Raw genomic sequence first — 23099 nt, 5'->3', positions numbered from 1 at the left:
TATTATTCATGTTTAGGGGCTGGCGACGTGTCAACAAAAAACAAACCCAGTTTTCTTGCTGTATCAATATGTTGTTCAACAGTATCGTTACCACCAAAAATTAATGCGCGTTTGTTGAATTCACCCGTTAGATAAACAACGCCTCCCGCAATGCCGGCTGTTGCATCAACCTCGTGAGCTAAAATGCCATACACAACATTTGCATTAGTTGAACTATCAACTAATACGCATTCACCTGATTGATTTTTAGCTAATACTGCCCCCATGGGGTAAATTAATCCTGCTGCGAGTTTAACTTGTTCAGTTGTTTGATGTTTATAACCAGCGACCAGATTATTCGGTTTAAATTTATCTAAAAATTCCATTATTTTTTCCCCTTTATAACGGCTCTAGCACCAGCTGCAACATTTTCTAAAAATGATTTTTTTGCTACTACTTTACTATCATGATCGGTAATAGCAGTAGATGTTGGTACTCTATAACTAGCATCTGACGCATAATCATCAGATAGTTTTGAACGTTGCTGTTGTTCAGCTCTCAGAACAGCATACGATGTTTGTTCGGCTGTTAATTGCTGATAATATTTAGCACTACGAATTAGTTTGTTATGGCCGACGATGTTCAAATCGTCGATACTAGCGATTCTGTTTCGTTCGCGACGAGCACCGCGTTTAATGATTGCACGATAAAGATTTGGCTGTTTACGAGCTAGCGCATTAATTGCTTTTTTAGCTGCTGGACTCTCCTCGTCATCGTCTTTTTTTTCATCTTCGACATTATCATCTTCTGCTGATTCGTCGAGCTTATCGTCATCGTCATCTTCAGCTAAGTCGTCTTCGTCTTCTTCAGCATCTAAATCTTTTTCACTTTCATCAGCTGATTGACGATCATCTTCAATATCATCCGCGCCTTGTTTATCTAATTCGTCGTCTTCTGACGCTCGGCCAGACGCTTTCAACGAAAAGTTTTGTTTATCTCGTTTTGCTTTAACACCCATATTAGGTACTCCATTAATATTGTTAGTATTTTCTGTTGATAGTTTTGCTATTACATCTCGATAACTGCTGATTTCATCTGCCAGACCTCTCTTTACAGCTTCTTCGGCTAAGAAAGTCCCGCCCCGCCCAAAATCGGCCAGAACTTTATCTCGCGTAACATCTCGAAATTCTGCAACGTCATCGATAAATATGTCTGCTAATCCATCTATGTGTTTTTGTAACTCAGCACGACCATCGTCCTGTGTTGGATCCAGGCGTTTATTTGGTGATTGTGATGAAACAACTTCGTAATCAGTTAAACCTGCTGCTGTTCGAGCTTTGCTATCATCAGTCCAAGCAGCAACAACACCGATACTACCCAGCGTTGCTGTTTTATCTGCATAAATACGACTTGTTGCTGACGCTATCCAATATGCTGCTGAACACGCCATTCCGTGTACGTACGCAACAATCGGTTTGATTTCGCACGCTTCATCTAAATAATTTGCAAATTCATGTATTCCAGTAACTTCGCCTCCTGGCGAGTCAATCCGCAAAACAATCGCTTTTATTGAATCGTCATAAAGAGCCTTATCTAACTCAATTTCTAGCTCATTAATTGCTACAGCATCACAGATTTCAGTAAACATATTCGCACGAGTGAATATAGAACCGATAACGTCAATAACAGCAATATCAGTATTATCATTAGAGTCAATGACTGATAATTTCTGTTCTGATTTAATTGCTGCAACCAGCTGAGGATCTGAGTAACTGCGATTTGCGATTGAGATGATTTTGCTGAGAGCGGTTGGCATTATCGCCCACGGAGTGTTACTTATAAACGATAACACCCGATGACATAGTTGTTTTCTATTTTTCACGTTTCATTATCATCCTCGTTATTATATTGTTGTGCTATAGGCTGAAATGTAGAGGTGTTTAAATTAACATTGAACTTACGCATTAATGCTTCTTCGCGAGATTTCTCTTTAATAACACTTTCAAAATCCTGCCCATTTAACTCAGCGGTGGCTCTTGTTCGTGAACTAAATCCATATTCGACAGCTTTATTGGCTGCTTCATATTCTTTACCTGGATCAAGTTGTCCTGGTGTTGGGCCAACCCATTGAGCAGCACAATATGCTGCTCGAATAGCCGGATCCGATAAAAATCCTGGTGCATTTACCCGCCCTTTAATAACCGCTTCTGTAAGAAACTCCTCGTATGCTGGCTGGCAAAAATTACTAATAATAAAACTTCGTTTAACCCTAAACATTTTCCACGCCTCTAATAACGCAGCTCTAGATGCGCTATAACTGGATGAAAAGTGTTTAATAAGAATTTCAAATGGAAGTTCGAGAGCCATCCCAACTTGTTTCATTGTTGCGAGAAAAAACGGATCGAATTGATTGCTCGGACGTGCAGCATTGACAACTTGCAGCTCTTCACCGGGAGCACCATCAATCCAGGTACCTGAACCCAATTGATAATCTGTGTTTTCCCATGGCTTTTCTTCATCATCGTCACCGTAATCTACAGGCGTAGAATCATCGGGAACAGGACGTTTTATAAAAACAGCTAAAACAGCATTAACAACAGCTGCAGCTATCTCTGCTTCACTGTATTTCGATATTTGTTTTATTGTTTCTATAACGGGAGCCAAAATCGGAACACCGCGAGCCTGATCTATTCGCTCATGTTCCATGACATGCAGAACATTACGTCTGCCAGTTTTAGCTCCATAATACTCAACTCGTTCCCATGTCGGAGCACTGAGATCTAACATATTACCGGGGTGAGGTGTTCTGATATAAATAGCAACGGGAATACCATCGTCATCATATTCAATACCCCCTGCAATGTTTTTATCATCCGGCAGGTCATTCGGATTACAAATACGATCAGCTTCAATTAATTGAAGCTTTAGATCATAAATAGAACCTTTTCTATTAACCCACGGCATCAACACAAAAACATCACCAGAAATTTGCTGAGACACACTAACTAATCTTTGAATCTCATTAAAATTCAATTTTCGCGTGTAATCACAACTCAATTGGCTATTAGCCCACAATAGAAACTCTCGTTCAATTGTATCTGAAAGTTCTTGCGCTTCTTCGTCAGTAATACCAAGCACATCAATGTCTGGTGTTGATCTTAAAATCAAACCCGTACCGATAACATTAGTATTAATTGTACTAATCGCACCACGGGCTGCTGGCGTGTTGTTATACAGATCTCGGCATCGCTCACGTAAAATAGGTAAATCATTTAACGTCGCGCTATTAGCGTCATTGTTATTCGTTGCCCAGTTCTGCATCGAACGTTTATTCGTTGCGCCAGTATACGAATTACCACCGCGAATAATATTTCTAGCATATGTCCCAGCTTGAATTTTGAGCAAATTGGCTTCTCTTTTTGCAGCCCATGCTGGGGAAATAACAGAAATTGCTTTTTCAATTAATCGCATTAGTGCCTCGCTAGAACTGTTCGAAATTTTCGGGCGCTCTTCCCGTTTAATGCTGCTAGTTTGTTTTCCCAATATTTGCGCTGTTTAACTATGTCGGCTAAATTTGCACGAGTGAGAGTTTTACCAGAAATTGAATATGACTGAGCGCCAGACAAGATAGCGGTTTCTGCATTCAAATACAGATTAAACATATGAGATGCGACTTGTTTTGGGGTCATTGATGATAAATCTATTTGTGACATACAGTTTAACCTATAGATATTCCTCCTCGTTTTTTCACGCTTCGGAGTTTAATTTTACTGTTTGATTTCTGATTATTTGAAACGATTGGTACCTGAGGATCAGCTGCGGCATATGCCGGTGGCGTTTCAACTGTTGCACTCATGTTTGAACGTTTCACATAATTAGAACGTTTTGCTATCCGCTTCCAGTCGGGGTTTAATATTCGAATAGCAGCTGTAGCATAAACACGTAAATCAAAAGGTTCGTTAGCAACGCCTTTCGGCTTTATCCATTCTCGTACTAGCTTCCCTTTTTTTACATTGATTGTTAATTTTTCACTCGTTAGACCTGCATAATATTGCGCATCATAACCTCGACTTTCATCATCAGAAAAATGACAATAACCGGCAGACGGAGTGTCTTTTTTTAGTCGTTTTTGAACTAAAATTTTTCCCTGGCTAACCCCTAAAACAAATAATTTACATTTGTTTTTTGTGTTGCGTGAGGGTTTGGACAACAGCGGTCTATCAAATGTTGACGCCCCTTTAACTGCATACACCCTAAATTTATTTAGTGGTTTTGTGTATGCATAAACCTCATCAGTCCACCAACCACCGGAGTCAATAACTGTACATGCGATCCTAAGTTCTGAACCGTCTTTGCGTTTATAAACTGATCTGCGAAGATGATCGACCTGTTCCCATATTGACGGCCTACTTTCATCGTTGTTTGTCAGAACGGATAAATCACCGTGCAATTCTCCATATTCGATACCCCACGACTCCTCATCAATCCCCCAACCACAAATCTCGTACGCTAACCAGTCCTGCTGCACGTCAATAGCCAATGTTAGATAATAAACACCGTCTGGAATATCTGCCTCGTAAGTTTCACGACGACGAAGTAGATATTCTGCTGCAATTTGTTCTCCGCTTTCTTCGTATGGCAGCCCCAAAATTGTGTTTGTAAAAACTTTTATCATCTCGACATCGTCCGAAATTTCTTCAAACATCCGAGCTATTTCGGTCCAAGATAGCCACCCTACAGGTGAATACAATGAAGACAAATGAAAACCAACACGATGATGCCCTTGATTGTGCTGTTTCCAATAACCCGCTGCCAGCATTTTTGTTTTGCTATGTTCGTAAATTAACGAACCGCAATGTAAACATGCAAGAGCAGCTTTTTCAGGTTCACCTTTTGGCCAACTTAATCGCTCAAATTCTATTGTTTGAAATTCATTGCAATGCGGACATGGAACATAAAAGTAGCGCTGATCGCTCTCTAAAAATAACGACCAAACTTTAGATGCACCTAGAACCGTTGGTGTGGATGAATAAAATGCTTTTCCTCTTGAAAAAGTTGACATACGTCGAAGAGCCAGACCTATAGGATCACCCTCTTCACCTGCTTCGGCTGGATACCTATCAACTTCATCAAAATAGATATTAGCTATAGGCATAGAGGCTAGATCAGCAGGACTATTAGCACCAGTTAAAATCAGGGTTCCACCGATATATTCTTTTTGATAAATAGTATTACCGTCACCCCAAAACATTTTATTTGATATTTTAGAACACTGCTTTAATGATGGACCTACTCGCTGTTTGCTCCATCTCTCAACCGCCTTGTTCGTTGGCTGAACTGCGAGCATTGGACCAGGCGAAACATCTATTTGATACATAATCCAATTTAGGCCAGATTCAGATGCCCCGATCTGCGAACCTTTGGCGAAAACCACCTCACGACACGGATATGATGGCGATAGTACGTCCATAATCTCAACTAAAAATGGCGTTTTTTCATTTCGCCATGGTCCCGGAGAGCTACTTCCCGATTTAGGTAATACTCTATATCTAGCTGCCCACTCACTAACTGTCAATGTTGGAATTGGCTGAAACGTTGCGCAAAATCCATCAATTAATGAATGATTCGCTATATGCAACGAATTCACTATTATTCAATCTCCACTGCTCCGAGTTGTTTTCGTATATCAATAATCATCATATTAATTTCGGACGTTAATAATTTGTGTATTTCGCGTGAATCATCAATTGTGGCTAGTTCGTCAGACAATCTATCCGGTAAATTTGTTAATGCATTAATTAAAACAGAACCCAGCTCTGCCCCCTGCTGCCTTACTGATTCAGTAGATACAACTGTTCTAAGTTTTTCTTCGACTTCAATTTGAACCAGCTGCGCTTGATAAACCGCTTTGTCTGCTCGAGCACGATTAAAACGAATTACATCATCGTTAGGCTGATTAGTGTTAGATTGTTCATCATCAGAAACAACAGATTTCGGTCGTCCACCTTTATTTAATAACAATTGCTGATTTGATTTATCATCATCAAATGATTGCTGTTCATCTAGTATTTTTAATGATGAATCCAAATCAAATAGAGGGCGTCCGCTAGCTGTGTATTCAACTGGTTGTAGAATTCTACTTTTAATTTTTCTTGATATTGTTTGCTTTGTTACACCGGATTGTCGGGATAACTCTGATGCTGAAACCAAATTGTCACGTTTGTCACTCATTTTGTCTCACGCCAATAATATCAAAAAATAAAAGTGACAAAATTTTCACTTATAATTTATTGAAAAATAAAGCATAAATAAAACCTCTGTCACTTTGTCACTATTTTGTAAACCCTAAAAAATTTTAAAAAATATATAAATCTCGGGAGGCGCAAGCCCCCGCAATAGACCCCCCCCGACGGAAGTACCTAAGAGGGGGGTGGGAACGTGTCCCCATCAAAATTTTTCAACTCTGAAACCAACAAATATGGCAAGCATAGCGCGTCCTGATTTATTTTGGGATAGCGAACGGCTTTTAATTTTCCAGCCGAGATAAATGCGCCAACAAATTTGATATTTCCCTATTTTGAAAAATGGCAATAATGCAAACAGACACCAGGCGTTGTCTGCTAATACTAAGTTAAAACCAGTTTCATTCTTGTTATTACCTACGTGCGCATTTCCATAGCATTTATACTCAGGGTATATTTCTCGCCCACTCACATAATAACTATAATTGTATGCTTTGTTGCGCCACAGCCATCCGACAGTTTGAAAATACAGACCCAATTTATAACCCAATAAATTTCTAACCCATTTCCACCGTTCCCAGTGAGATGGCTCGCCAGTTATCGGGTTGTCATACGTTTCTAACCATCTAAAATATTTCGGTAAATGTTCGTTTTTAGCAAACGGGACAACAAATGGCACAATAAAAATAGCTAGTGTTGTTACGAATAAATCTGCGAGAGCCAGTGGTAGCCAGCTAAAATAATTAAATGCTGTATTCATTTATTTTCCTTCGGTAATTTGTTTGATAGCCTGTTTATCCGCATTACACTGCTTCAGCTCATTTAATAACTCAGAGTATAAAATTGGACATTGACCCCAAGTGATTTTTTTACCGACATAAGGAGCATTGTTTTGTTGTGTTAGTGATGCTGGTATATTGCATTGATAAACGTACTCAGTTTTCACCGACCCGCATCCAATTAATAACGTTGTCAGGCATATACTCATTAGCACATTGATTGTTTTTAAGCGCATTTTTCATTTGCTCATGAAGTTGTTTTATTGAGATAGCGTCCTGAGATTTTTCTTGCTCTCGTTGTGCTATGATTTGATTGTTTTTGTCGATGTTTTTATTTAACTGATCGATTTGATCGGTTAGAGTTGTAACTTTTTCTTTAGCAATTTTTTCATCCTGCCAGCAGTTGAATGAAAAATAACTAACAAATAATAATGCACCGACAAGAGCTATATTCCACTTAGACATAATGCCTTTTCCTTTTCGCGTCGGATTACAAGCCCATTTAGTTCTTTACCGCCTGCTTTGTTCCAACGAGGGAACTCATTACAAGCGGCTTTGTAGTCACCAGTGTTTAAATATTTATACATTGTAGATGTGCGAATTTTTGCGCACCCAACATTAAATGTAATTGATGTTACTGCATCAAAAACAGATTGTGGCAGGTGAAAACCCTTAGCGTAACGATTAACACAACGCTCAGCTGTTTTTATATCGTCAACCCAACGTTGTGCTATTTCGTCGTCAGAATAATATCTGTTTTCTATGTTGCCCGTGGTTGACCCTATGCCAACTGTTAACACATTTGCAGGACATAAATATGGCTCTCTGATGCACGATTCAGCATTACCAATTATTTCCAGCCCCGCTTTGCTAGTTCGGATTTCAGATGAGTAATTAGCTAATACAATGCTGATAATTACCGCTACTGAGCATATAGCACTATTTGCGATTCTTTTTTTGATTGCCATTTTTATTACTTAGTAAATTTTGCTTTTTAAGCTTGAACTCTTGATGTTTGTAGTACCACGTTATGATAAAACCGAAGATTGTTGCAAACATACCGACAATAACAGCCCAGTCATTAAGTGACAGTGATCCGAGATACATAACAAACCACCCACATATGTATGTAAATATTGATGTTTTATTATTATCCATTTTGTTTATATTCATAATGTGCCTCCTTTGTGTGTGAGGCTGTTGAAAGAATAGACGCGTACAGCTAAATTTTAATTATGCGCGTGCCAATTTGTTATAATTTTTTACTGATTTGATATGACACGCTTTTCCTTTATCAGAAATAGCAATAAGAAACCATCCTAAATTAATAGATAGGGAGCCTAACAGAAGAGGAATGGAGTAATTAAAATTTTCAATACTCAGAAACATCCCTAACAGTTTTTAAAAATGTCTCCTCTTCAAACTCAACCCCCAAACCACGGCGATTCAATTTTTTAGTAGCTTTCAATGTTGAACCGGATCCCATAAAAAAATCAGCAACAAGGTCATCCTCTCGTGAGCTAGCATTTATGATATCTTCAATCATACTTGATGGTTTTTCACAGGGATGCTTACCAGGATAATAAGAAACTGGTTTATATGTCCAAACGTCAGTGTAGGGAACATCTTTCGTTACATGAAACGGCCGACGGAGGTGTTCAAATTCTTTTTTTAAATCTTCATATTGTTTAATTAAAACTATATAATTTTCACGTAAATGTTTATAGTCATCAGTTAAATCATTATGACTAATATTCAACTGGTTATTTTCATGCTTTTCTTTAGCTATCCGGTTAAACAAATCTTGCAATGCCTGATATTGTTTTTCGTTTGGTAATTGCCATTGGCTGTAACTAAACCAATGTGAACACATTTGTGTGCCAGTAGCTTTATTAATATCAGCAGCTGAAACACCTAATTTTTCACGCGCATTTTTGAAATATTCAATCAGTGGAGCAAATACAGATTGTCTTAAATCCGCACATTTAAATGCATATCCATTTTGAGCTTTAAAAGAACCCTCTGCGCCATAATGTTCGGCAAAAATAATCCGTTCATTTGATGTACAATACGTTCGCAATGACTCTTTATGCTGTCGTAACCATGTGCCATTCGGTTTAGACCAAACTATGTGATTCAATACATTAAATCGTTGTTTGATTAATATTTCAGTTTCAGCAGCTAGTTTTGGTCCGCAAAAAACATATAACGAACCGTTTGGTTTTAAAACTCTCCAGAATTCAGCAAATATATCATCTAACCAACCCAGATAATCGTCTGCTGTTTTCCATTGATTATCCCATCGATTCGATTTGACTTTGAAATACGGGGGATCTGTTAAAATTAAATCTATATGATTGTCCGGTAAAGATTTTAATACATTTCGACAATCATCATGTATCAAAGTTAATTTATCTATTTGAATTTGATCGCTTTTTTTGTTGGTCATTTTCACAGTAGTCCTGTAGAATATGCTCCGCCGATCGGCTGGGGCTCGGTTGATACTCATGACCTGGGAATGGGTATTAATGTCTGATGCATGTGTCCGCATGTATCAGTCCCCCATCTCACATAAAAAGAGGTGGCGAGTTGCAGTGATATAAACAACGTGAGCTAACAATGTGGAGTGCGATGTTTATATCTTCTCGCCATAATTTAGGCAATAAAAAAGCCACTAGATAGTGGCTTATTAAAAAAATGGTGATTTATTCCATCATTAGAGAGTAGTTTGCCAAAATAATGCACTTTGGTCAATAGTTAATCAGTGATTTTTTTAAATTCTTTTGCTGCTTCTGATTCTGCCACTTCACATTTAGCAATAAGTTCATCATAAAATGGCTTCCAATACCTGACCCAAGCTGTTTTCTCTATATCTAAAATACGAATCATCAAATTGTATATTTTAGCTGATGAAATTTTTCTTATACCGTTCCCATTGCACCTACTACATACATTGCCGTTAACTAATCCACGTCCACGACACCTACACGGTAAAATGACTGTATCTGCGGTTCTGCTATAATCATTTATTACTAAATTACATATTGTATGTATTACGATATTTAATTTTTTTGCTGATTTTTTTCTAACATAATATGGAATTGAAGCGTTGCATTCTTGCTTCAATATTGATAATGCTCGTTCTCTTGAACTTTTATCTTTTTGATACTTAGCTAATGTTAAGCTTAACCCGAATGGACATCTTGATTGCAAGATACCAAGAGCAGCCATCACATCTGATTTAGTAAATTGACCTTTAGTAGTTGATGCAGTAAATAATAAATTGACGGATTTTGGATCAACCATAGTAATGGCATATTCTAATATCATACGACTCCCACCAAATGATAATTGGTTCACAATATAACAGTCTGCACTCTGTTTATTGCTTACACTCCACAATGCCATTATTATACCAATTAGCCATCTATACGTAAAGAAGTCCAAATCAAGAAATGACACACATTCCGAACGCACGATCTAAAAAGCGAAATAATAAAAGTAACTGTGAACCGTATTTCTGTTCCCAGATTTCTACATTCTGATGTAATTCATTATGATGTTTCCTGCAAAGCGGTATTGTAAATATATCATGTGCTTTTCCGCCCATTTTACCTTGTCCGTGTCCAATTATATGGTGTGGATCATCTGCTTGTTTACCACAACAAACGCAAGGTTGATTTTTAACCCATTGTATATATTTTTCAGATTCCCAGCGCTTCATCTTCGGTCGCAACATAAAAGATTCTGGCGATTCTGGGTCAACTGTTATTTTTTTGATTGTCTTTTCTAAATTATGCAGTTGTTGATATACACTGTTAATTTGATTTTTTAGTCGAGGACCAGAACGATCATCACTCGCAATTAAATCAGATTCTTTATAAACCGACGGTATTTGTTCAATCGGGCGATTATGTAATAATCTAGCCATATTCTCTGGTATGTATTCATATAGATTATTAATGACAGACCACCACGCCAACTCTTGTATTGTTAGTTGATGATTATTTCCAAGTTTCAACTCTTTAATAATGCAATCAATAAGAAATGATTTTAAATTTCTATAAGCGATAGTTTTTATTCTATCGTCAATAACTAAATCTTTATTGTGATGCCAACATATGTGTATTGCTGAATTTCCTATTTTTTCATTAACAAACTCATGATGACAATATTCTCCATCTTCAAGCTGACAATTAAATCGACTATTTAGCCATATGTCAAAACTATATAATTTCTTCAATTTACTAACTACAGTGTCATGTAAAATAAATGGATCTATATATTCATTATTTAATAATGGCTGGTTATTTTGAAGAATGCCGGATTTGATTCCTGCATGTTCGTCCTGTGCTTGAGAAATTATAATACGACTACCATTACTCAGTTTCTTTAATAACTCAGTACCAGGTTTAAAAATAATAAGCCCAAGTTCAGGCTGATAGTGTGGTGTTAGTATTGCTTTCATTATGCAGCTTTGGTGTTTTGCATCAATTTTAAAAGCTCTTTAAACCGGCTTTCATAAAAATGAGGTTGTGTTTCTCTTTGATTATTTGGTGATGTTAAATTTTTACCATACATTAGGCCATAAGGTGTTATTGACCAAAACTCTTTATATTCACCCGTTTTTATGCTTTTCCGTTTATTTCGTACAACTATACCTAGGTCCTTTAATATTGCATAAGCGACAGTTGTTTTAAGTGATACCTCATACTTTTGTAGTAAATGTGTTAAAGAAAATGATGGTCGGCTAGAACCGTCAATAAAGTCACTTGGTGCATCTACTGCATAACTTGGTAATAGATTTGGTAATCCAGCGAACTTTTGCAACTGTTGATATGCTTGTAATTTAGAGGAATTAGAAAGATTCAATAGTTTTGCAGATGACTCCAAAATCGATATACCAGCATTAACATTATCAGTGACTGATATTTGTTTTGTAGCGATGTTATCTCTAAAAATTTGATACACTTTAACTTCAAAAGCAGAGTCTATCCATGCCGCATATCGAATAGCAACAAGCTCATGACCATAAGTTCCTTGAAAAATACCACCTTTATAAGTTTTAACCGATGCGACATTTATCGCATCGCTTACACTTTGAACAAATGATTGAGCGCTCTTAGATTTTAAAAATTCTGATGGCCTTTGTGATTCATTTGCTTTACCAGCAGCAATAGCTGCTTTATGCAAATCATTTAAAGAATAAAACTTATCTTGATCTTGTCGGATAAAAACACCATCAATAGAAATTAATTGATTCATTCAGAATACTCCTATTACTCCACTCTTTTAAAACTTAACCTCTGCAATGGTTAAGTACCTTTTCGCAATATGTCAGTCTGCACTCTGACAACTGTTAATATATACAATAGATAAAATTAATGCAATAAAACTCCATAATTTTAGTTGTAGTTTATCTGGCTCATACTAGTAATACTCAATACCGCGTTTTATTTGAATTTAAAATTAATTTCGCTCCGTTTAAAATCATATCGTGATTGGAACCTGTAACATCAACAGCTTTTTTTATTAGTTCAAGCTCTTCACTATTAAAGCGAGCGCCAAACATTTTTAATGAAGCTAATCTTTTTTTTTCATATACAGTATCTGCTTTTTTTTGTGAATCACTTCGACTTTTTTTTTCAGTCATCTTTTAACTCCATGCTTTCGTTAAAATAGTCACGTTCGCCCATTTTCGATTGATAACGATATGCATTAATCTGTTTATTATTTTTTGTCATCAACAGCAAATGTCGATTATCGAAATCAATATTAAGTAAATCAAAAAATGCCGCTTTCGCGACATTAAAACTATTTGTGTTCGTTCGTGTATCAACAAGAACGTGGCTAGTGCCTTTTTTAATTTGTTTAATTACATAAACTCTGTACATTTAATTCCCCACAATATACTTAATAACACCTTTACCTCGTCGATCTGTATAGATTTTAGTTGACCCCAAAGATCTATGACCTAGCAAATTATTAATATTTAAACCTTGTTCATTATACAACAACGCAGATAGAGATCTAATTTCATAAAACGACGGAGCCAATCGCCCATCATTTGCAAAAATTCCTGCGGCTTCTCGCATTTTTGAAAACCAAGTTGTCAATGAATGCGATGAGACTTTTGCATTTCTCCGCTCTCTTTCAACCAAGTATTTTTTACCTCTAGTCATAACAAACAAATCGCGAATTGATGTTCCGATTGCTTCAAGTTTCAAATCAAGCGGCATAGATACAATCACACCGCTTTTAGCTGTTCTGACATTCAAATAGTCGTTTTCAATATCGTCCATAGTTATATTAACAACTTCGCAGGGCCGACGTCCAGTTACCAATGCTGTTAGCATTCCAATATAAAGATATTCGGGCGCACACAATTTTGCGATTTTCAAAATTTTTAGAAATTCATCAAGTTCAAGACGTTCACGCTTAACTTTGCAGATCGGTCGTTCAAGTCTTGCGGCGGGATTATTTTCAATAACACCTCTCGACCATGCCGTATGAAAACTCTGTTTTATAAATAAATATGTTCTAACCGCTTTATTTTGTTTTTTTTGTTGCCAAACCTCATCTATAATTATAAACAGATCAAGCGTTCTAATAATATCCATTGGACGATTACCTATTTTTTTTCGTATGAAATTCGCAATGTAAATTTTCTCTTGAACTGTTCTAAATGTTATATCACGTTGCTTTTGAATTTTAATAAATTGATCTAACCATTCATTAACACTAATTGTTGCCATAAAATCCTCTCTTTGTCTAGAAGCTCGGAGCCTGCCGAGCCAGTGTTACCAGTGTTAAAAGTTTAACTATTTTGAAAATTCAACTAATTTAGTTGTTAAATTTTCCAACTGTTTTGCAATACTTAATGCTTGTTGCTTTAAGTTGTTTATTTCAGTTCTTAACTGTTCTACATCGCAGTCATTGTTAACTGTTTCAGCTTCAATATTGTGTGTAGCTATTATTTTGTAACTAATATCCTCTCTATTTTCTAAAAATTTTAATGCACCAACTGGTAAATCAAAAATTCTAAAAACTGCGTCGGGTTCAATCACAGTCAACCAGTTTTTTGTTGACCCTCCCGCTCTGATTTCACCACTTACTGGCACAACACCATCACCAAACGTAACAACAGAATCTCTACCTCTCGCTCGAGCAATACTACGACCTGCCAAGTAAACTGCATCTTGATATCCGAGCAGATTTTCATCACCGATAACGGTAACTTCGATATCTACAAATGTTGTCTCTGAGCCATCATTACCATAAACTTCACGTAGCGCTTTTTTTACTAAATCTTCAGCTCTAATGTCAAAAGACCATATTTTTGATTCGAAATCATATTGGCCATTAAGCGATTCAGCTTTTTGAGAAAATTCTGGATTGAATTGAGTTTTTACAATGATTGTTTTATTAGATTTTTTGATAGAAACTTGCATAATATTTACCTTCTTCGATAATTGCAGTCCCCGCTGCACCGGTTGAGTTCCTTAACTCTGTGACATATATTATATCGGTATTCCGATAATGTCAATACTACTTTTTAATTTTTTTAAAAATATTTTTTTGGTTACCACTTTTAAAATAAATATTTTAATTAAGAATGATTCCATTGACATTATCGGAATACCGATATATTATAAAGATATTACAACAAAGGAGATTACAAAATGTCTAAATTTATTGAATTAACACCATCAAGCTACGGCGAAGAAATGCTTTTTAATACATCATTTATTATTAGTGTGTGTCGAATGGCAGATCCTGATGACAAAGACGTTCATGCGCAAATTGTTTATTTAGAATTAGATAAAAAAGTAGAAATTAACGTAGTTGAAACATATGAACAGATAAAAAGTTTACTATGCTGATAAAGCCCATTAAGGGCTTTTAGTCTTCTAACGTTAAAATGGATATTATAGTGCTACCATTTTTAGTGGGTTCACACCATTTTGCTTCTATCCTTTTTATTTGACTATCATCGCACCAAACCTTTGCTGTTGTAAGTGAATCAAACAAAGCCTTAAAGCAATTGTCCATATCACGTCGAATGTTGTTAGGTGGGTAAAACTCAATTTTAACAGCTACATTACCAGTAATTGGTACCGGCTTCTTTTTTAATTGTTCATAAACGGCATAAGCAACATCATTCTTGTACTTGCGCCCTTTTGCACTTAATAACGTTCTTCCATTTAAATTACGCCAATATGTGTTCATTGATGGAGGGAATGGCAAAACAAAAGTTATCATTCGCTATTTACCCTTTTATATTTTGTTGTGTTGATGCTTTTAATACCCAACCTTGAAATGCCGATTCCATATTTTTTCTTAAATACCCACCTTTTCGGTCCTTTCTTAAATGAATATCTGGACATCCTTTTTTGCGCATGACGGATTCAAACTCTATACGTTCACTTGATATATTCAACATTGTTATGCAACCTCTCTAACAAAACATAATTCTGGTAAATTTGCTCTCACTAGAGCTTCGGCAAATGGTGGCGGTACTGCATTACCACATCTGGCAACCTGCGCTGATTTTGGGTATTTTGTGCCTTTATAGTCGTGATCAATTAGATACCAATCAGGAAAGCCTTGTGCTTTATAAAGCTCATGCGGTTGTAACATTCGCATTCCGATATCAACAATTTGATAATCAACACCATGGATAGTTACCAATCCAAAACGATCTTTTGATGTAACTGTGTGAAGAGGCTCATCGAGACTTGGGCACTCTTTTTCATTACCGTAGTATTTAAGTAAAAAGGCATTTACTTGCGCTAAATGAGCACCACTCGTTGTAATTGTTGGGCTAACTAATAAATGTTCCGCTTTGGTCGTTATTGTTGTTAATGGTTTATCGATATCATAAGATAGTCGGTCACCACCAAAACCAGTTTGACCAATTCTTACAATAAAAGGATTTGGATTATCAATAACAAACCGCTTGATTCCTCTAGCGATGCGTTTCAATGTATTTTCAGCCAACGGCTTTTTACGGTCAAAAATACTTGGGCATTCAATGGACCAATCTAGACATTCAGCAGCTGTACGATATGGTAACAATTTACCGTTTATTACATCAGCAGATTTAGGATCACCATGTGTTGCTTCTGGCCATACTATTGGTTGACCATCACAGCGCATAACCATGAAAAAACGTTTACGGATTGTTGGCGCCCCATAATCACAGGCTTTTAATTCTTTAAACTCAACTTGATAACCGAGTCCGTTGATTAGCCTTTTCACTTCTGGACCATTACGATCTAAATTTATAATATTGCAAACTTCATCTAACGCTTGATGATTACTATCAATACCGATACTCAGCATATCAACAAATGCACGGAATGTTTCTCCTGCTCGAGTAGAATCAGGAAACTCATCTCCGTTCTCATTGATTTTTGTTGGTCCCCAAGTTTTAAACTCTTCTACATTTTCAAGCATGATCACACGTGGTCGTTTGAGTAAAGCCCATCTAAGAACGATCCAAGCAAGTCCTCTAATCTCTTTTTTTACTGGCGTAGAGCCACGAGCTTTTGAGAAATGAGTACAATCAGGACTAAACCATGCCAGTCCAACTGGATAACCGGATGTCGCAACAATTGGATCGACATCAAAAACAGATTCGCAATAATGTAACGTGTCGGGATGATTAGTTTCATGCATTGCAATAGCATTCTGATCATGATTAATTGCTATATCAACACTTCTACCAATTGCTAGTTCAATACCAGTAGATGCCCCACCACCACCTGCAAAATTATCTACAATTAACTCTCTCATAGTTTAGCCTCGATGCGATCAACTAAAATTTTAGCGGCATTGTTCAGTTGCGCTGGCGGTAGTCTGTCCATAATCATTTTGTTAATACTTTGTCTAACCTTTGTTTGTGCCTCAATATTTAAATATTTGGCATTTTCAATTGAATCAAAAATTCTATTAACTTCCTTTGGCCAGACTGTATTAACATTTGGATCTGGTATGTTTACCTTAATTTTTTCGTATGTTTTAAATATTTCATCACGCTCAATGAATGAAGCACGACAATCACCAAAAGAACGAGGATTAAATACCGCAAAAAGTGATCCTCTATTATTCCCATGAATTTTTTGTTTATTGTCAGCTCTAACAAATGAAATACGTCCGTTTACAATAAAATAAATTTCACTTGCTAATTTACGTAACTGATTAAACCAGTCGACAGACGTATCAACTGGCAGCAGCATGACGGTACCCACGCCCAGATCTGCTGCTTCTCTCGCCCTTTTTACCCAAGGTAGAATATTAGAGTACGGCGGATTACAGAACGCATAACCACTTTTTAAATGCGCCCATCCGTTAAGTGCTGAATCATATGACTCTGTTAAATAATTCAGGTGCAGGTAATTGTGATCACTAGCTGCTACATCACAAACGAAATTAAAGCGCGCATTTAGATATTCATATAATTCAATCGGTGTTTGCCATAGATCTCTAATATCTGAATCTGTTTTACTTTTTGAATGTTTATAATCCACCTTACCCATTTTCACGACCCCGTTTTGCTCTAATTCTCTCCCACATATCTTTTACTGCTTGTGTTTCTTGATATTGTGTTGTAACGACAGATTTTTCTTTATGTTCAATCTGAATTCTGATTTTTGGTACAACTTCACCATTACTTAATTTTTTAGCCCATTTGTTAATTAACAATGCAGCTCGTTGTTCCACCTCTGCTAATGATTGGTTATATTGTTTCATGTGCCGTCTTAAATCTGTGACAATCCAATACATAACAGGATTCGACCACGGAAATTCCTCCGCTGTTTGACAAGAGAAACCAATTTCAGCACTATATTTGTTGAACTCTCGTATAACTTGAGCAACGGTAGGTAAACCAATATCAGAGGCTTCACCTTCTTTGCACCATGAAACAAATTGACCTGGTGACGGCACGAATGGAGTGCTTTGTTGACGCGCTTTCTTCATACCAATTTCAAACTGACGTAATGTGTTTATTCCATTTTCAGCAAATGACAATAACCATTGTTTTTTGAATGTATCTAGATCTGATTGTGTTTTAATAAGAGCCGTTATTGCAGGGAATACCGCTTTTAACTCAATGAATATTTGATTGAATTGTTTTTCAATTTCATTAATAACATAAGTTTTGCGATCAACTGGCTGAGCTTTAACGGCTAACCCATTACCATTGTCATAAATCTCGGTTAACGATTTCATACAACTCCTCCTGCCCACCCAGTACTGTGCCAATCAATTTCTGATGATGTTGGTTTATTGTTTGTTGTAGAATGGAATCTATCCCAGTGTTTACGCAACTTAGCAGGACTTAGAATATTTTTATGCCAAAAATCATCTTGATACGCTATTTTGAAACGACGACAGATTTCATGATGTGGGTTACTAAATTTGTCGCATAACACTTGCGTTCTGAGTAATCGAATATCATTAGCCCACTCAAACCAATTCGGCACCTGTGCGGTTGGATTTACATCCTGAATTTTTTTATAAATATAATCGGCAGCTTTTAAATCGTCCTCAGTACCCCACTTTTTACCTCCAGGTGTATAGATAAACGCATCTGGATATTTAGATAAAAAGTTATTTAATTTTTCGTCGTCTTGTGAATTTGAAAAATTCCGAGACATATTAATTAGGATCTGTATGTTAGTAATAGGATCTGTTATAGATTCGGGAATTTTACCGAATCCATGGTTTCGGGAATTTTCCCGTTTCGATTCGGGAATTTTACCGAATGGGTGCGGTAACGGTTCCCTCTCTGATTCGGGAATTTTACCGCTTCGGGATTGCTCGGTTTCTTCACCATTTGGAAACAACAGTTTAACTAATAGATCTTCATTAAAACGATAATGTGTTGTAGGTGTGCCATATGCCTTTTTTTTGCAAGTTTCCAAACTGATACCAAGCAATGACTTCAATTTTTTTATTGAATATCTTACTTGATCAACTGTTAAACCAAGTTCATCTCCGAGTTCTTCATTTTTTTTCCAAAACCAACCATCATCACGCATTCCTAACCCTGATAAAAAAACAAGTTGAGCAAGAACTGCAGCAAGGTTGTAATCGCCTTTGCAAAATATAATGTACGGACGTGGAATACTAATGTTATTCCGCTGTCCACTCATTTGAGTAACTACATCAAAAAGCCTATTCATGAATAAGATCCTCTAAACAGATCCCACAAATTTTCGGCATATTGATGGGTGACAGGTTGCCAATGATTGTTTATCATTGCCTCATATTGAATGCCGGAAGGCAAAAACCTACAACGCAATTGCGTTATAGTACATTTTAGTGTTAAACTATTCATGCGACTAATACTCCACAAGTGTTGTTGCAACCGACCGATAGCCTTCTGCAAAATTGCTATCGGTCACCTTTTCCAAAAATCATCTCAGTTATAACGATAATTTCACTCAATCTACATTGAATTGCATACGATGTTGCCTTTAATGACTTTTTCTCTTTTTTATCCAAAATTCCGTCCGCAGTAAATTCATTATGTTGCCGACAAAATTGACCAAGTTCTCCAATCAAATTATTAAATTTATTTAGTAGCTCGTCGTTATCAAGTTCATTATTAAATTCCGGCAATTTAACAAAAACACCGCCTCTATGTTTTGCAATTGACTCTGTAATAACATTAGAATTGGCTTCTGCTTCCATGTCTAATATCATTCCCAAAGGCACAGTTTGTCCATTCAATTGCCTTACGCGATTGCGTAACGCGTTTTCAGTGCCTGACGGAGGATCTAGACGCCTCGCCATCTCAGAGTATTTACCGTCAAATGACATGATTAACTGATGAATAGCATCAGTTATTTCCTTTGGAATTGGGTAGTTTCTATTGTCCACATAAACTCCTTATATTTTGTGGTTTATTTATTTTTGTTTTTAATTAGTATTAATATTTTTATTGGGCATACCATCATCCATATTTGGATATAGGTCGGGCCTAAGCTGGTGAGGAGTTACAGTCCAATTACACATTACACATAATTGGATCACTCTTTCTGCTGGTACGTGGTTATTTATAACCCAATTAGCAACAGATTGAACAGATTTAAAGCCGAATTTACGGGAAACATATGAAATTGTTCCAATTCTTTTTATGGCAACTTGGACCATATTTTCTGTATTTATGTTTTTTGTCATTTATAAATATCTCCATTGATAAGACAAGAATAAAATAATACTAAAAGTAGAAAATATCAATACAAAAAATAGAAATGACAAAAAATAATTTAACGAATAATATTCTACTTATGATAGCAAATGAAAAATATAAAGACTTCGCTTGCCGACTTAATGAATTGATGAGTAAGCATTCAGTCTCAATAACAAATCTCTGTAATGCGCTAGGAATCACTTATGAAATGGCGCGTCGTTATACTCTTGGCACTGCAAAACCAAGAGATGAAAAAATGATTAAAATAGCAAAGCATCTAAATACAAGCCCCGCTTTTTTAGATTATGGCGTTACTACTGAAAAAATAGAAACGGAGACTATAGAAATGCTTGATGTTTATGCAAGCGCAGGAAAGGGCTGCATAAATCAATCGTATCCAGATACAATACGTTCGATTGAAATAAGTAAGGATAAAATAAGTGCCTTATTTGGTCGGAAATCTCTTGATGGAATAAAAATAATTAATGCAGATGGAGATTCAATGTCTCCGACAATAGCTCCTGGTGATATATTATTTGTTGATACAAAGATTGATAGCTTCACTGGAGATGGTATTTATGCTTTTGTGTTTGAAGAATCGCTATATGTTAAAAGACTTCAAAAAATAAAAGGAAAAACACTGGCTGTCATATCAGATAACAATCAATATCTAACATTTAATATAGAATCTCATGAGTTAAATGAAATTTATATTTTTGGTAGAGTATTGAAGTCCTTACCCCTAAAACTTCTCGAATTTGCTTAATTAAAATTTTCTCAAATAAAAAGCCAGCTATTAGTTGGTTTTTTTATTTTCATTTAAATACACAAAATATTTCTATTTTTTGTATTGATATTTTCTACTTTTAGTATTATTCTGTTTTTAAATTAGTATTTGCTCTTTAAAAATCAGGAACAGCATTAACCAAGTGTATTTTATTCGATAGATTCATTATATATTTCGGTAATAATGCCTGCATAACTTGGATTTATATGGTAGGTCATGGATAACAAGTGCGGTCCACTTAAATTAATTCCCAGCGGAATAATAATTTCTTTACTTTGCAATGATTTAACATACTGATCAGAGCCATCTAAGTTGAGCGAATTTGTGCGCCGGTGTACAAACATGAATAAGATTTTTAGTTCATTTTCATCTAATTGATGAATTATTTTCTTGATATGTTGATCCCTTTTTTTTATTTTCATTTTTTGGCTCTTGTTTTTTAAAATTTTATTAAAAACCAAAACGACAGTATCAACAACCAAGTAACTGATGATAAAGAGAACAACATAAAACACTGTCTTCCCAGAAACAAATGGAACCTCTATATTTTCAATATATGTTATTACTGCCTTTGGAGTAAAAACACAACCACAAATAAACAAAAGAACGGTATACATAATTCGCCTTATTGATACTTTCCCTGTTATAAAAGAAAAAAGATGAGTAACCCATTCCGGCATGATTGAATATCCAAATTTACTGTTGTGGTAATTCAATTATACCAGATTCCTTGCTGTTGTGGTGACAAAAAGGAAACTTGAGCCTAACAAGTATAAAGATAGGCACCTAGTACATTTTGTTAATGCTGTTCCGGATTTCCAGTTAATGAAGTGGAGTACCATCGCACGCTCTTGGAGTGCAGACCAGAGCGTTTTTTTAAATTTGTGGAGTATTAAATATGTTTTTCAAAAACCTAATTATTTATCAATTTGATAAAAACAGTAGTATAGAACGTTTAAACAATGACATGCTAAAAAACATGGCGTTCACACCCTGCGGACCAACGGACTCAATAAAAAAAGGTTTTGTTTCACCAATTGGTGATGATGAAGTTTTAAAATTGCACGTCCAAGATCACTCGTTATTAATGTTACGCATTGAAAGCAAGCTGTTACCATCTTCTGTTATCAAGAAAAAAACATCTGAACGAATTGAACAACTCGAACAAAAATTAGGTCGTAGAGCAACTAAGGGGGAAAAACATCGTGTAAAAGATGAAGTTATTATTGACGACTTATTGCCCGTTGCATTTACTAAAGATAAATACACGTATGTTTGGATTAATCATCAAGATCAATTTATAGCAATCGAAACATCTAGTTTCAAAGTTGCTGAAGATATTTTGTCCTTAATTAGAAAAGAATTGGGGCGATTGTCCCTAACACCTCTTCATACTGAAAAACCAGTATCCCCATTTTTTAAAGAATGGGTTTTAGATGACAATCCTCCAGCTAACTTTTTTGTACTCAATGATGCAATGTTAGCAGATACCTTGGACGGTAATGGGAAAATAAAACTTATCGACGAAAATCTCACTGCAGAAGAAGTCAAAAGTTATCTAAATGGCGGGCGTGAAATTAAATCGCTATCGTTTTCATATAAACAGCAAACAGTTTTTACAGTAAATACTGAGTTAGTTTTTTCCAAAATTAGCTATTCATCTGAAATGCTAGATGAAAATTGTGATATCTCACCGGATGATCAAGCTAAACGAATAGAAGCAGATTTTTATTTAGTTACTAATGAATTAGCTGCATTGATTAAAGATTTTACTAGAGCCGTGCAATAAGAACAGCGTCTGGTATATGCGCGGATTGGCTCATTAATAAATTTACAAAAAAGTGGACGTGTTCAGTGGATGGTGAAGCCGAATATTGGATTTATTTAAATGAAATTCCACTACCGGAGGAGGAATTATGAAATATTTTAGTTATGATCCGTCGGATGTTGACGGACTAGAGTTGATCAAATAAGTTTGATTCGTTCAATTATTGAAGAAATAAATGAACAAAACAATGTTGTCACACATGAGCAGTTAAACACAATTATAAAAGCGGCAAATATGATATGCGATGAATTTAATAATAAGAATTCTAAAAAAGAATAGT

The 23099-nt window shown here is 35.9% G+C and carries 32 protein-coding genes; 3 read left to right on the top strand and 29 right to left on the bottom strand.

All coding sequences use genetic code 11. From position 1 onward, the window contains the following. Positions 1 to 2: 2 nt before the first annotated feature. From J3U63_RS04185 to J3U63_RS04095, 19 genes are all read right to left on the bottom strand, one after another. Positions 3 to 365 carry a head decoration protein gene (locus tag J3U63_RS04185; protein ID WP_267370562.1) on the bottom strand — a complete coding sequence of 121 codons (363 nt, stop codon included), beginning with the start codon at positions 363 to 365 and terminating at the stop codon, positions 3 to 5. Further along, complete coding sequence (locus J3U63_RS04180) at positions 365 to 1861, bottom strand: S49 family peptidase (RefSeq protein WP_267370560.1); 1497 nt, start codon at positions 1859 to 1861, stop codon at positions 365 to 367. The genes J3U63_RS04185 and J3U63_RS04180 overlap by 1 nt, the downstream gene beginning before the upstream one ends. Next, positions 1858 to 3450: a phage portal protein gene (locus tag J3U63_RS04175; protein ID WP_267370558.1), complete on the bottom strand. Its 1593-nt coding sequence runs from the start codon at positions 3448 to 3450 to the stop codon at positions 1858 to 1860. The genes J3U63_RS04180 and J3U63_RS04175 overlap by 4 nt, the downstream gene beginning before the upstream one ends. Beyond that, the gene (locus J3U63_RS04170; protein ID WP_267370555.1) at positions 3450 to 3692 is read right to left on the bottom strand and encodes a DUF6148 family protein; all 243 of its coding nucleotides are present in this window, start codon (positions 3690 to 3692) and stop codon (positions 3450 to 3452) included. Before J3U63_RS04170 ends, J3U63_RS04175 begins: the two co-directional genes overlap by 1 nt. Positions 3693 to 3697: 5 nt before the next feature. Then, positions 3698 to 5626 carry a phage terminase large subunit family protein gene (locus J3U63_RS04165; RefSeq protein WP_267370553.1) on the bottom strand — a complete coding sequence of 643 codons (1929 nt, stop codon included), beginning with the start codon at positions 5624 to 5626 and terminating at the stop codon, positions 3698 to 3700. A 2-nt stretch (positions 5627 to 5628) separates the two neighbouring features. Then, entirely contained in the window at positions 5629 to 6210 is a 582-nt protein-coding gene (locus tag J3U63_RS04160; protein WP_267370552.1) for a hypothetical protein, read from the bottom strand. Between the two features lie 216 nt (positions 6211 to 6426). Continuing rightward, positions 6427 to 6981, bottom strand: coding sequence for a DUF7338 family protein (locus J3U63_RS04155; protein ID WP_267370551.1), 555 nt, complete (start codon positions 6979 to 6981; stop codon positions 6427 to 6429). Then, the gene (locus J3U63_RS04150; protein ID WP_267370550.1) at positions 6982 to 7167 is read right to left on the bottom strand and encodes a hypothetical protein; all 186 of its coding nucleotides are present in this window, start codon (positions 7165 to 7167) and stop codon (positions 6982 to 6984) included. Then, positions 7157 to 7465, bottom strand: a complete 309-nt coding sequence (locus J3U63_RS04145; RefSeq protein ID WP_267370548.1) for a hypothetical protein — start codon at positions 7463 to 7465, stop codon at positions 7157 to 7159. The genes J3U63_RS04150 and J3U63_RS04145 overlap by 11 nt, the downstream gene beginning before the upstream one ends. Beyond that, positions 7447 to 7968, bottom strand: coding sequence for a lysozyme (locus tag J3U63_RS04140; protein ID WP_267370546.1), 522 nt, complete (start codon positions 7966 to 7968; stop codon positions 7447 to 7449). The genes J3U63_RS04145 and J3U63_RS04140 overlap by 19 nt, the downstream gene beginning before the upstream one ends. Then, positions 7940 to 8158, bottom strand: coding sequence for an HP1 family phage holin (locus J3U63_RS13320; protein WP_267370802.1), 219 nt, complete (start codon positions 8156 to 8158; stop codon positions 7940 to 7942). The genes J3U63_RS04140 and J3U63_RS13320 overlap by 29 nt, the downstream gene beginning before the upstream one ends. A 214-nt stretch (positions 8159 to 8372) precedes the next feature. Beyond that, positions 8373 to 9449, bottom strand: coding sequence for a DNA-methyltransferase (locus J3U63_RS04130; RefSeq protein ID WP_267370544.1), 1077 nt, complete (start codon positions 9447 to 9449; stop codon positions 8373 to 8375). 308 nt (positions 9450 to 9757) lie between these two features. After that, positions 9758 to 10330, bottom strand: a complete 573-nt coding sequence (locus J3U63_RS04125; RefSeq protein WP_267370542.1) for an antitermination protein — start codon at positions 10328 to 10330, stop codon at positions 9758 to 9760. A 118-nt stretch (positions 10331 to 10448) separates the two neighbouring features. Next, on the bottom strand, positions 10449 to 11468 hold the full coding sequence (locus J3U63_RS04120) for a DUF968 domain-containing protein (RefSeq protein WP_267370540.1): 1020 nt from the start codon (positions 11466 to 11468) through the stop codon (positions 10449 to 10451). Further along, on the bottom strand, positions 11468 to 12265 hold the full coding sequence (locus J3U63_RS04115; protein WP_267370538.1) for a KilA-N domain-containing protein: 798 nt from the start codon (positions 12263 to 12265) through the stop codon (positions 11468 to 11470). The genes J3U63_RS04120 and J3U63_RS04115 overlap by 1 nt, the downstream gene beginning before the upstream one ends. Positions 12266 to 12440: 175 nt before the next feature. Beyond that, a complete protein-coding gene (locus J3U63_RS04110; RefSeq protein ID WP_267370536.1) occupies positions 12441 to 12653 on the bottom strand; it encodes a hypothetical protein in 213 nt (70 codons plus the stop codon). Then, positions 12646 to 12894, bottom strand: a complete 249-nt coding sequence (locus J3U63_RS04105) for a hypothetical protein (protein WP_267370534.1) — start codon at positions 12892 to 12894, stop codon at positions 12646 to 12648. The genes J3U63_RS04110 and J3U63_RS04105 overlap by 8 nt, the downstream gene beginning before the upstream one ends. Further along, entirely contained in the window at positions 12895 to 13755 is an 861-nt protein-coding gene (locus J3U63_RS04100; protein WP_267370532.1) for a tyrosine-type recombinase/integrase, read from the bottom strand. Positions 13756 to 13821: 66 nt separating this feature from the next. Further along, a complete protein-coding gene (locus J3U63_RS04095) occupies positions 13822 to 14451 on the bottom strand; it encodes a hypothetical protein (protein ID WP_267370530.1) in 630 nt (209 codons plus the stop codon). Positions 14452 to 14682: 231 nt separating this feature from the next. Here J3U63_RS04095 and J3U63_RS04090 point away from each other — a divergent pair, with 231 nt between their 5' ends. Beyond that, complete coding sequence (locus J3U63_RS04090) at positions 14683 to 14883, top strand: hypothetical protein (RefSeq protein WP_267370528.1); 201 nt, start codon at positions 14683 to 14685, stop codon at positions 14881 to 14883. Between the two features lie 19 nt (positions 14884 to 14902). On the opposite strand, the gene J3U63_RS04085 is transcribed toward J3U63_RS04090, so the two are convergent. From J3U63_RS04085 to J3U63_RS13315, 9 genes are read right to left on the bottom strand one after another with little or no spacing between them, the layout of a single operon-like run. Beyond that, entirely contained in the window at positions 14903 to 15262 is a 360-nt protein-coding gene (locus J3U63_RS04085) for a RusA family crossover junction endodeoxyribonuclease (protein WP_267370526.1), read from the bottom strand. A gap of 7 nt (positions 15263 to 15269) precedes the next feature. After that, positions 15270 to 15443, bottom strand: coding sequence for a hypothetical protein (locus tag J3U63_RS04080; RefSeq protein WP_267370524.1), 174 nt, complete (start codon positions 15441 to 15443; stop codon positions 15270 to 15272). 2 nt (positions 15444 to 15445) lie between these two features. After that, positions 15446 to 16798: a DNA cytosine methyltransferase gene (locus tag J3U63_RS04075; RefSeq protein ID WP_267370522.1), complete on the bottom strand. Its 1353-nt coding sequence runs from the start codon at positions 16796 to 16798 to the stop codon at positions 15446 to 15448. Continuing rightward, a complete protein-coding gene (locus tag J3U63_RS04070; RefSeq protein ID WP_267370521.1) occupies positions 16795 to 17541 on the bottom strand; it encodes a phage N-6-adenine-methyltransferase in 747 nt (248 codons plus the stop codon). Before J3U63_RS04070 ends, J3U63_RS04075 begins: the two co-directional genes overlap by 4 nt. Continuing rightward, positions 17534 to 18235 carry a replication protein P gene (locus J3U63_RS04065; RefSeq protein WP_267370520.1) on the bottom strand — a complete coding sequence of 234 codons (702 nt, stop codon included), beginning with the start codon at positions 18233 to 18235 and terminating at the stop codon, positions 17534 to 17536. Before J3U63_RS04065 ends, J3U63_RS04070 begins: the two co-directional genes overlap by 8 nt. Further along, complete coding sequence (locus tag J3U63_RS04060; protein ID WP_267370519.1) at positions 18232 to 19161, bottom strand: hypothetical protein; 930 nt, start codon at positions 19159 to 19161, stop codon at positions 18232 to 18234. The genes J3U63_RS04065 and J3U63_RS04060 overlap by 4 nt, the downstream gene beginning before the upstream one ends. A gap of 26 nt (positions 19162 to 19187) precedes the next feature. Further along, positions 19188 to 19346: a hypothetical protein gene (locus J3U63_RS04055; RefSeq protein WP_267370517.1), complete on the bottom strand. Its 159-nt coding sequence runs from the start codon at positions 19344 to 19346 to the stop codon at positions 19188 to 19190. 56 nt (positions 19347 to 19402) lie between these two features. Then, positions 19403 to 19891, bottom strand: coding sequence for a YmfL family putative regulatory protein (locus J3U63_RS04050; RefSeq protein WP_267370515.1), 489 nt, complete (start codon positions 19889 to 19891; stop codon positions 19403 to 19405). 39 nt (positions 19892 to 19930) lie between these two features. Continuing rightward, positions 19931 to 20164 carry a YdaS family helix-turn-helix protein gene (locus J3U63_RS13315; RefSeq protein ID WP_416381293.1) on the bottom strand — a complete coding sequence of 78 codons (234 nt, stop codon included), beginning with the start codon at positions 20162 to 20164 and terminating at the stop codon, positions 19931 to 19933. A gap of 101 nt (positions 20165 to 20265) precedes the next feature. On the opposite strand from J3U63_RS13315, the gene J3U63_RS04045 reads away from it, so the two are divergent. After that, positions 20266 to 20970 (top strand): LexA family transcriptional regulator, encoded by a 705-nt coding sequence (locus J3U63_RS04045; protein WP_267370513.1) that lies wholly within the window; start codon positions 20266 to 20268, stop codon positions 20968 to 20970. Between the two features lie 170 nt (positions 20971 to 21140). On the opposite strand, the gene J3U63_RS04040 is transcribed toward J3U63_RS04045, so the two are convergent. Continuing rightward, positions 21141 to 21671 (bottom strand): super-infection exclusion protein B, encoded by a 531-nt coding sequence (locus J3U63_RS04040; RefSeq protein ID WP_267370511.1) that lies wholly within the window; start codon positions 21669 to 21671, stop codon positions 21141 to 21143. 218 nt (positions 21672 to 21889) lie between these two features. Between J3U63_RS04040 and rdgC the strand changes: the two genes are divergently transcribed. Beyond that, positions 21890 to 22780 carry a recombination-associated protein RdgC gene (rdgC, locus tag J3U63_RS04035; RefSeq protein WP_267370509.1) on the top strand — a complete coding sequence of 297 codons (891 nt, stop codon included), beginning with the start codon at positions 21890 to 21892 and terminating at the stop codon, positions 22778 to 22780. Positions 22781 to 23099: the final 319 nt, after the last annotated feature.

Source organism: Gilliamella sp. B2838 (genome assembly GCF_026536185.1).
In the GTDB taxonomy this organism is placed as follows: Bacteria; Pseudomonadota; Gammaproteobacteria; order Enterobacterales; family Orbaceae; genus Gilliamella.
The sequence above is the reverse complement of the archived record's forward strand: the minus strand, read 5'-3'. Positions and strand labels throughout refer to the sequence as shown.

What these genes read in the sequence shown, in the direction of transcription:
- J3U63_RS13315 (WP_416381293.1), bottom strand. Translation starts at nt 20,164, where the DNA reads ATGGTCCAAGTTGCCATAAAAAGAATTGGAACAATTTCATATGTTTCC.
- J3U63_RS04120 (WP_267370540.1), bottom strand. Translation starts at nt 11,468, where the DNA reads ATGAAAGCAATACTAACACCACACTATCAGCCTGAACTTGGGCTTATT.
- J3U63_RS04095 (WP_267370530.1), bottom strand. Translation starts at nt 14,451, where the DNA reads ATGCAAGTTTCTATCAAAAAATCTAATAAAACAATCATTGTAAAAACT.
- J3U63_RS04065 (WP_267370520.1), bottom strand. Translation starts at nt 18,235, where the DNA reads ATGAAATCGTTAACCGAGATTTATGACAATGGTAATGGGTTAGCCGTT.
- J3U63_RS04170 (WP_267370555.1), bottom strand. Translation starts at nt 3,692, where the DNA reads ATGTCACAAATAGATTTATCATCAATGACCCCAAAACAAGTCGCATCT.
- J3U63_RS04040 (WP_267370511.1), bottom strand. Translation starts at nt 21,671, where the DNA reads ATGCCGGAATGGGTTACTCATCTTTTTTCTTTTATAACAGGGAAAGTA.
- J3U63_RS04090 (WP_267370528.1), top strand. Translation starts at nt 14,683, where the DNA reads ATGTCTAAATTTATTGAATTAACACCATCAAGCTACGGCGAAGAAATG.
- J3U63_RS04100 (WP_267370532.1), bottom strand. Translation starts at nt 13,755, where the DNA reads ATGGCAACAATTAGTGTTAATGAATGGTTAGATCAATTTATTAAAATT.
- J3U63_RS04070 (WP_267370521.1), bottom strand. Translation starts at nt 17,541, where the DNA reads ATGGGTAAGGTGGATTATAAACATTCAAAAAGTAAAACAGATTCAGAT.
- J3U63_RS04145 (WP_267370548.1), bottom strand. Translation starts at nt 7,465, where the DNA reads ATGTCTAAGTGGAATATAGCTCTTGTCGGTGCATTATTATTTGTTAGT.
- J3U63_RS04130 (WP_267370544.1), bottom strand. Translation starts at nt 9,449, where the DNA reads ATGACCAACAAAAAAAGCGATCAAATTCAAATAGATAAATTAACTTTG.
- J3U63_RS04140 (WP_267370546.1), bottom strand. Translation starts at nt 7,968, where the DNA reads ATGGCAATCAAAAAAAGAATCGCAAATAGTGCTATATGCTCAGTAGCG.
- J3U63_RS04055 (WP_267370517.1), bottom strand. Translation starts at nt 19,346, where the DNA reads ATGAATAGTTTAACACTAAAATGTACTATAACGCAATTGCGTTGTAGG.
- J3U63_RS13320 (WP_267370802.1), bottom strand. Translation starts at nt 8,158, where the DNA reads ATGGATAATAATAAAACATCAATATTTACATACATATGTGGGTGGTTT.
- J3U63_RS04060 (WP_267370519.1), bottom strand. Translation starts at nt 19,161, where the DNA reads ATGAGTGGACAGCGGAATAACATTAGTATTCCACGTCCGTACATTATA.
- J3U63_RS04105 (WP_267370534.1), bottom strand. Translation starts at nt 12,894, where the DNA reads ATGTACAGAGTTTATGTAATTAAACAAATTAAAAAAGGCACTAGCCAC.
- J3U63_RS04080 (WP_267370524.1), bottom strand. Translation starts at nt 15,443, where the DNA reads ATGTTGAATATATCAAGTGAACGTATAGAGTTTGAATCCGTCATGCGC.
- J3U63_RS04075 (WP_267370522.1), bottom strand. Translation starts at nt 16,798, where the DNA reads ATGAGAGAGTTAATTGTAGATAATTTTGCAGGTGGTGGTGGGGCATCT.
- J3U63_RS04160 (WP_267370552.1), bottom strand. Translation starts at nt 6,210, where the DNA reads ATGAGTGACAAACGTGACAATTTGGTTTCAGCATCAGAGTTATCCCGA.
- J3U63_RS04175 (WP_267370558.1), bottom strand. Translation starts at nt 3,450, where the DNA reads ATGCGATTAATTGAAAAAGCAATTTCTGTTATTTCCCCAGCATGGGCT.
- rdgC (WP_267370509.1), top strand. Translation starts at nt 21,890, where the DNA reads ATGTTTTTCAAAAACCTAATTATTTATCAATTTGATAAAAACAGTAGT.
- J3U63_RS04085 (WP_267370526.1), bottom strand. Translation starts at nt 15,262, where the DNA reads ATGATAACTTTTGTTTTGCCATTCCCTCCATCAATGAACACATATTGG.
- J3U63_RS04185 (WP_267370562.1), bottom strand. Translation starts at nt 365, where the DNA reads ATGGAATTTTTAGATAAATTTAAACCGAATAATCTGGTCGCTGGTTAT.
- J3U63_RS04155 (WP_267370551.1), bottom strand. Translation starts at nt 6,981, where the DNA reads ATGAATACAGCATTTAATTATTTTAGCTGGCTACCACTGGCTCTCGCA.
- J3U63_RS04110 (WP_267370536.1), bottom strand. Translation starts at nt 12,653, where the DNA reads ATGACTGAAAAAAAAAGTCGAAGTGATTCACAAAAAAAAGCAGATACT.
- J3U63_RS04125 (WP_267370542.1), bottom strand. Translation starts at nt 10,330, where the DNA reads ATGATATTAGAATATGCCATTACTATGGTTGATCCAAAATCCGTCAAT.
- J3U63_RS04045 (WP_267370513.1), top strand. Translation starts at nt 20,266, where the DNA reads ATGACAAAAAATAATTTAACGAATAATATTCTACTTATGATAGCAAAT.
- J3U63_RS04115 (WP_267370538.1), bottom strand. Translation starts at nt 12,265, where the DNA reads ATGAATCAATTAATTTCTATTGATGGTGTTTTTATCCGACAAGATCAA.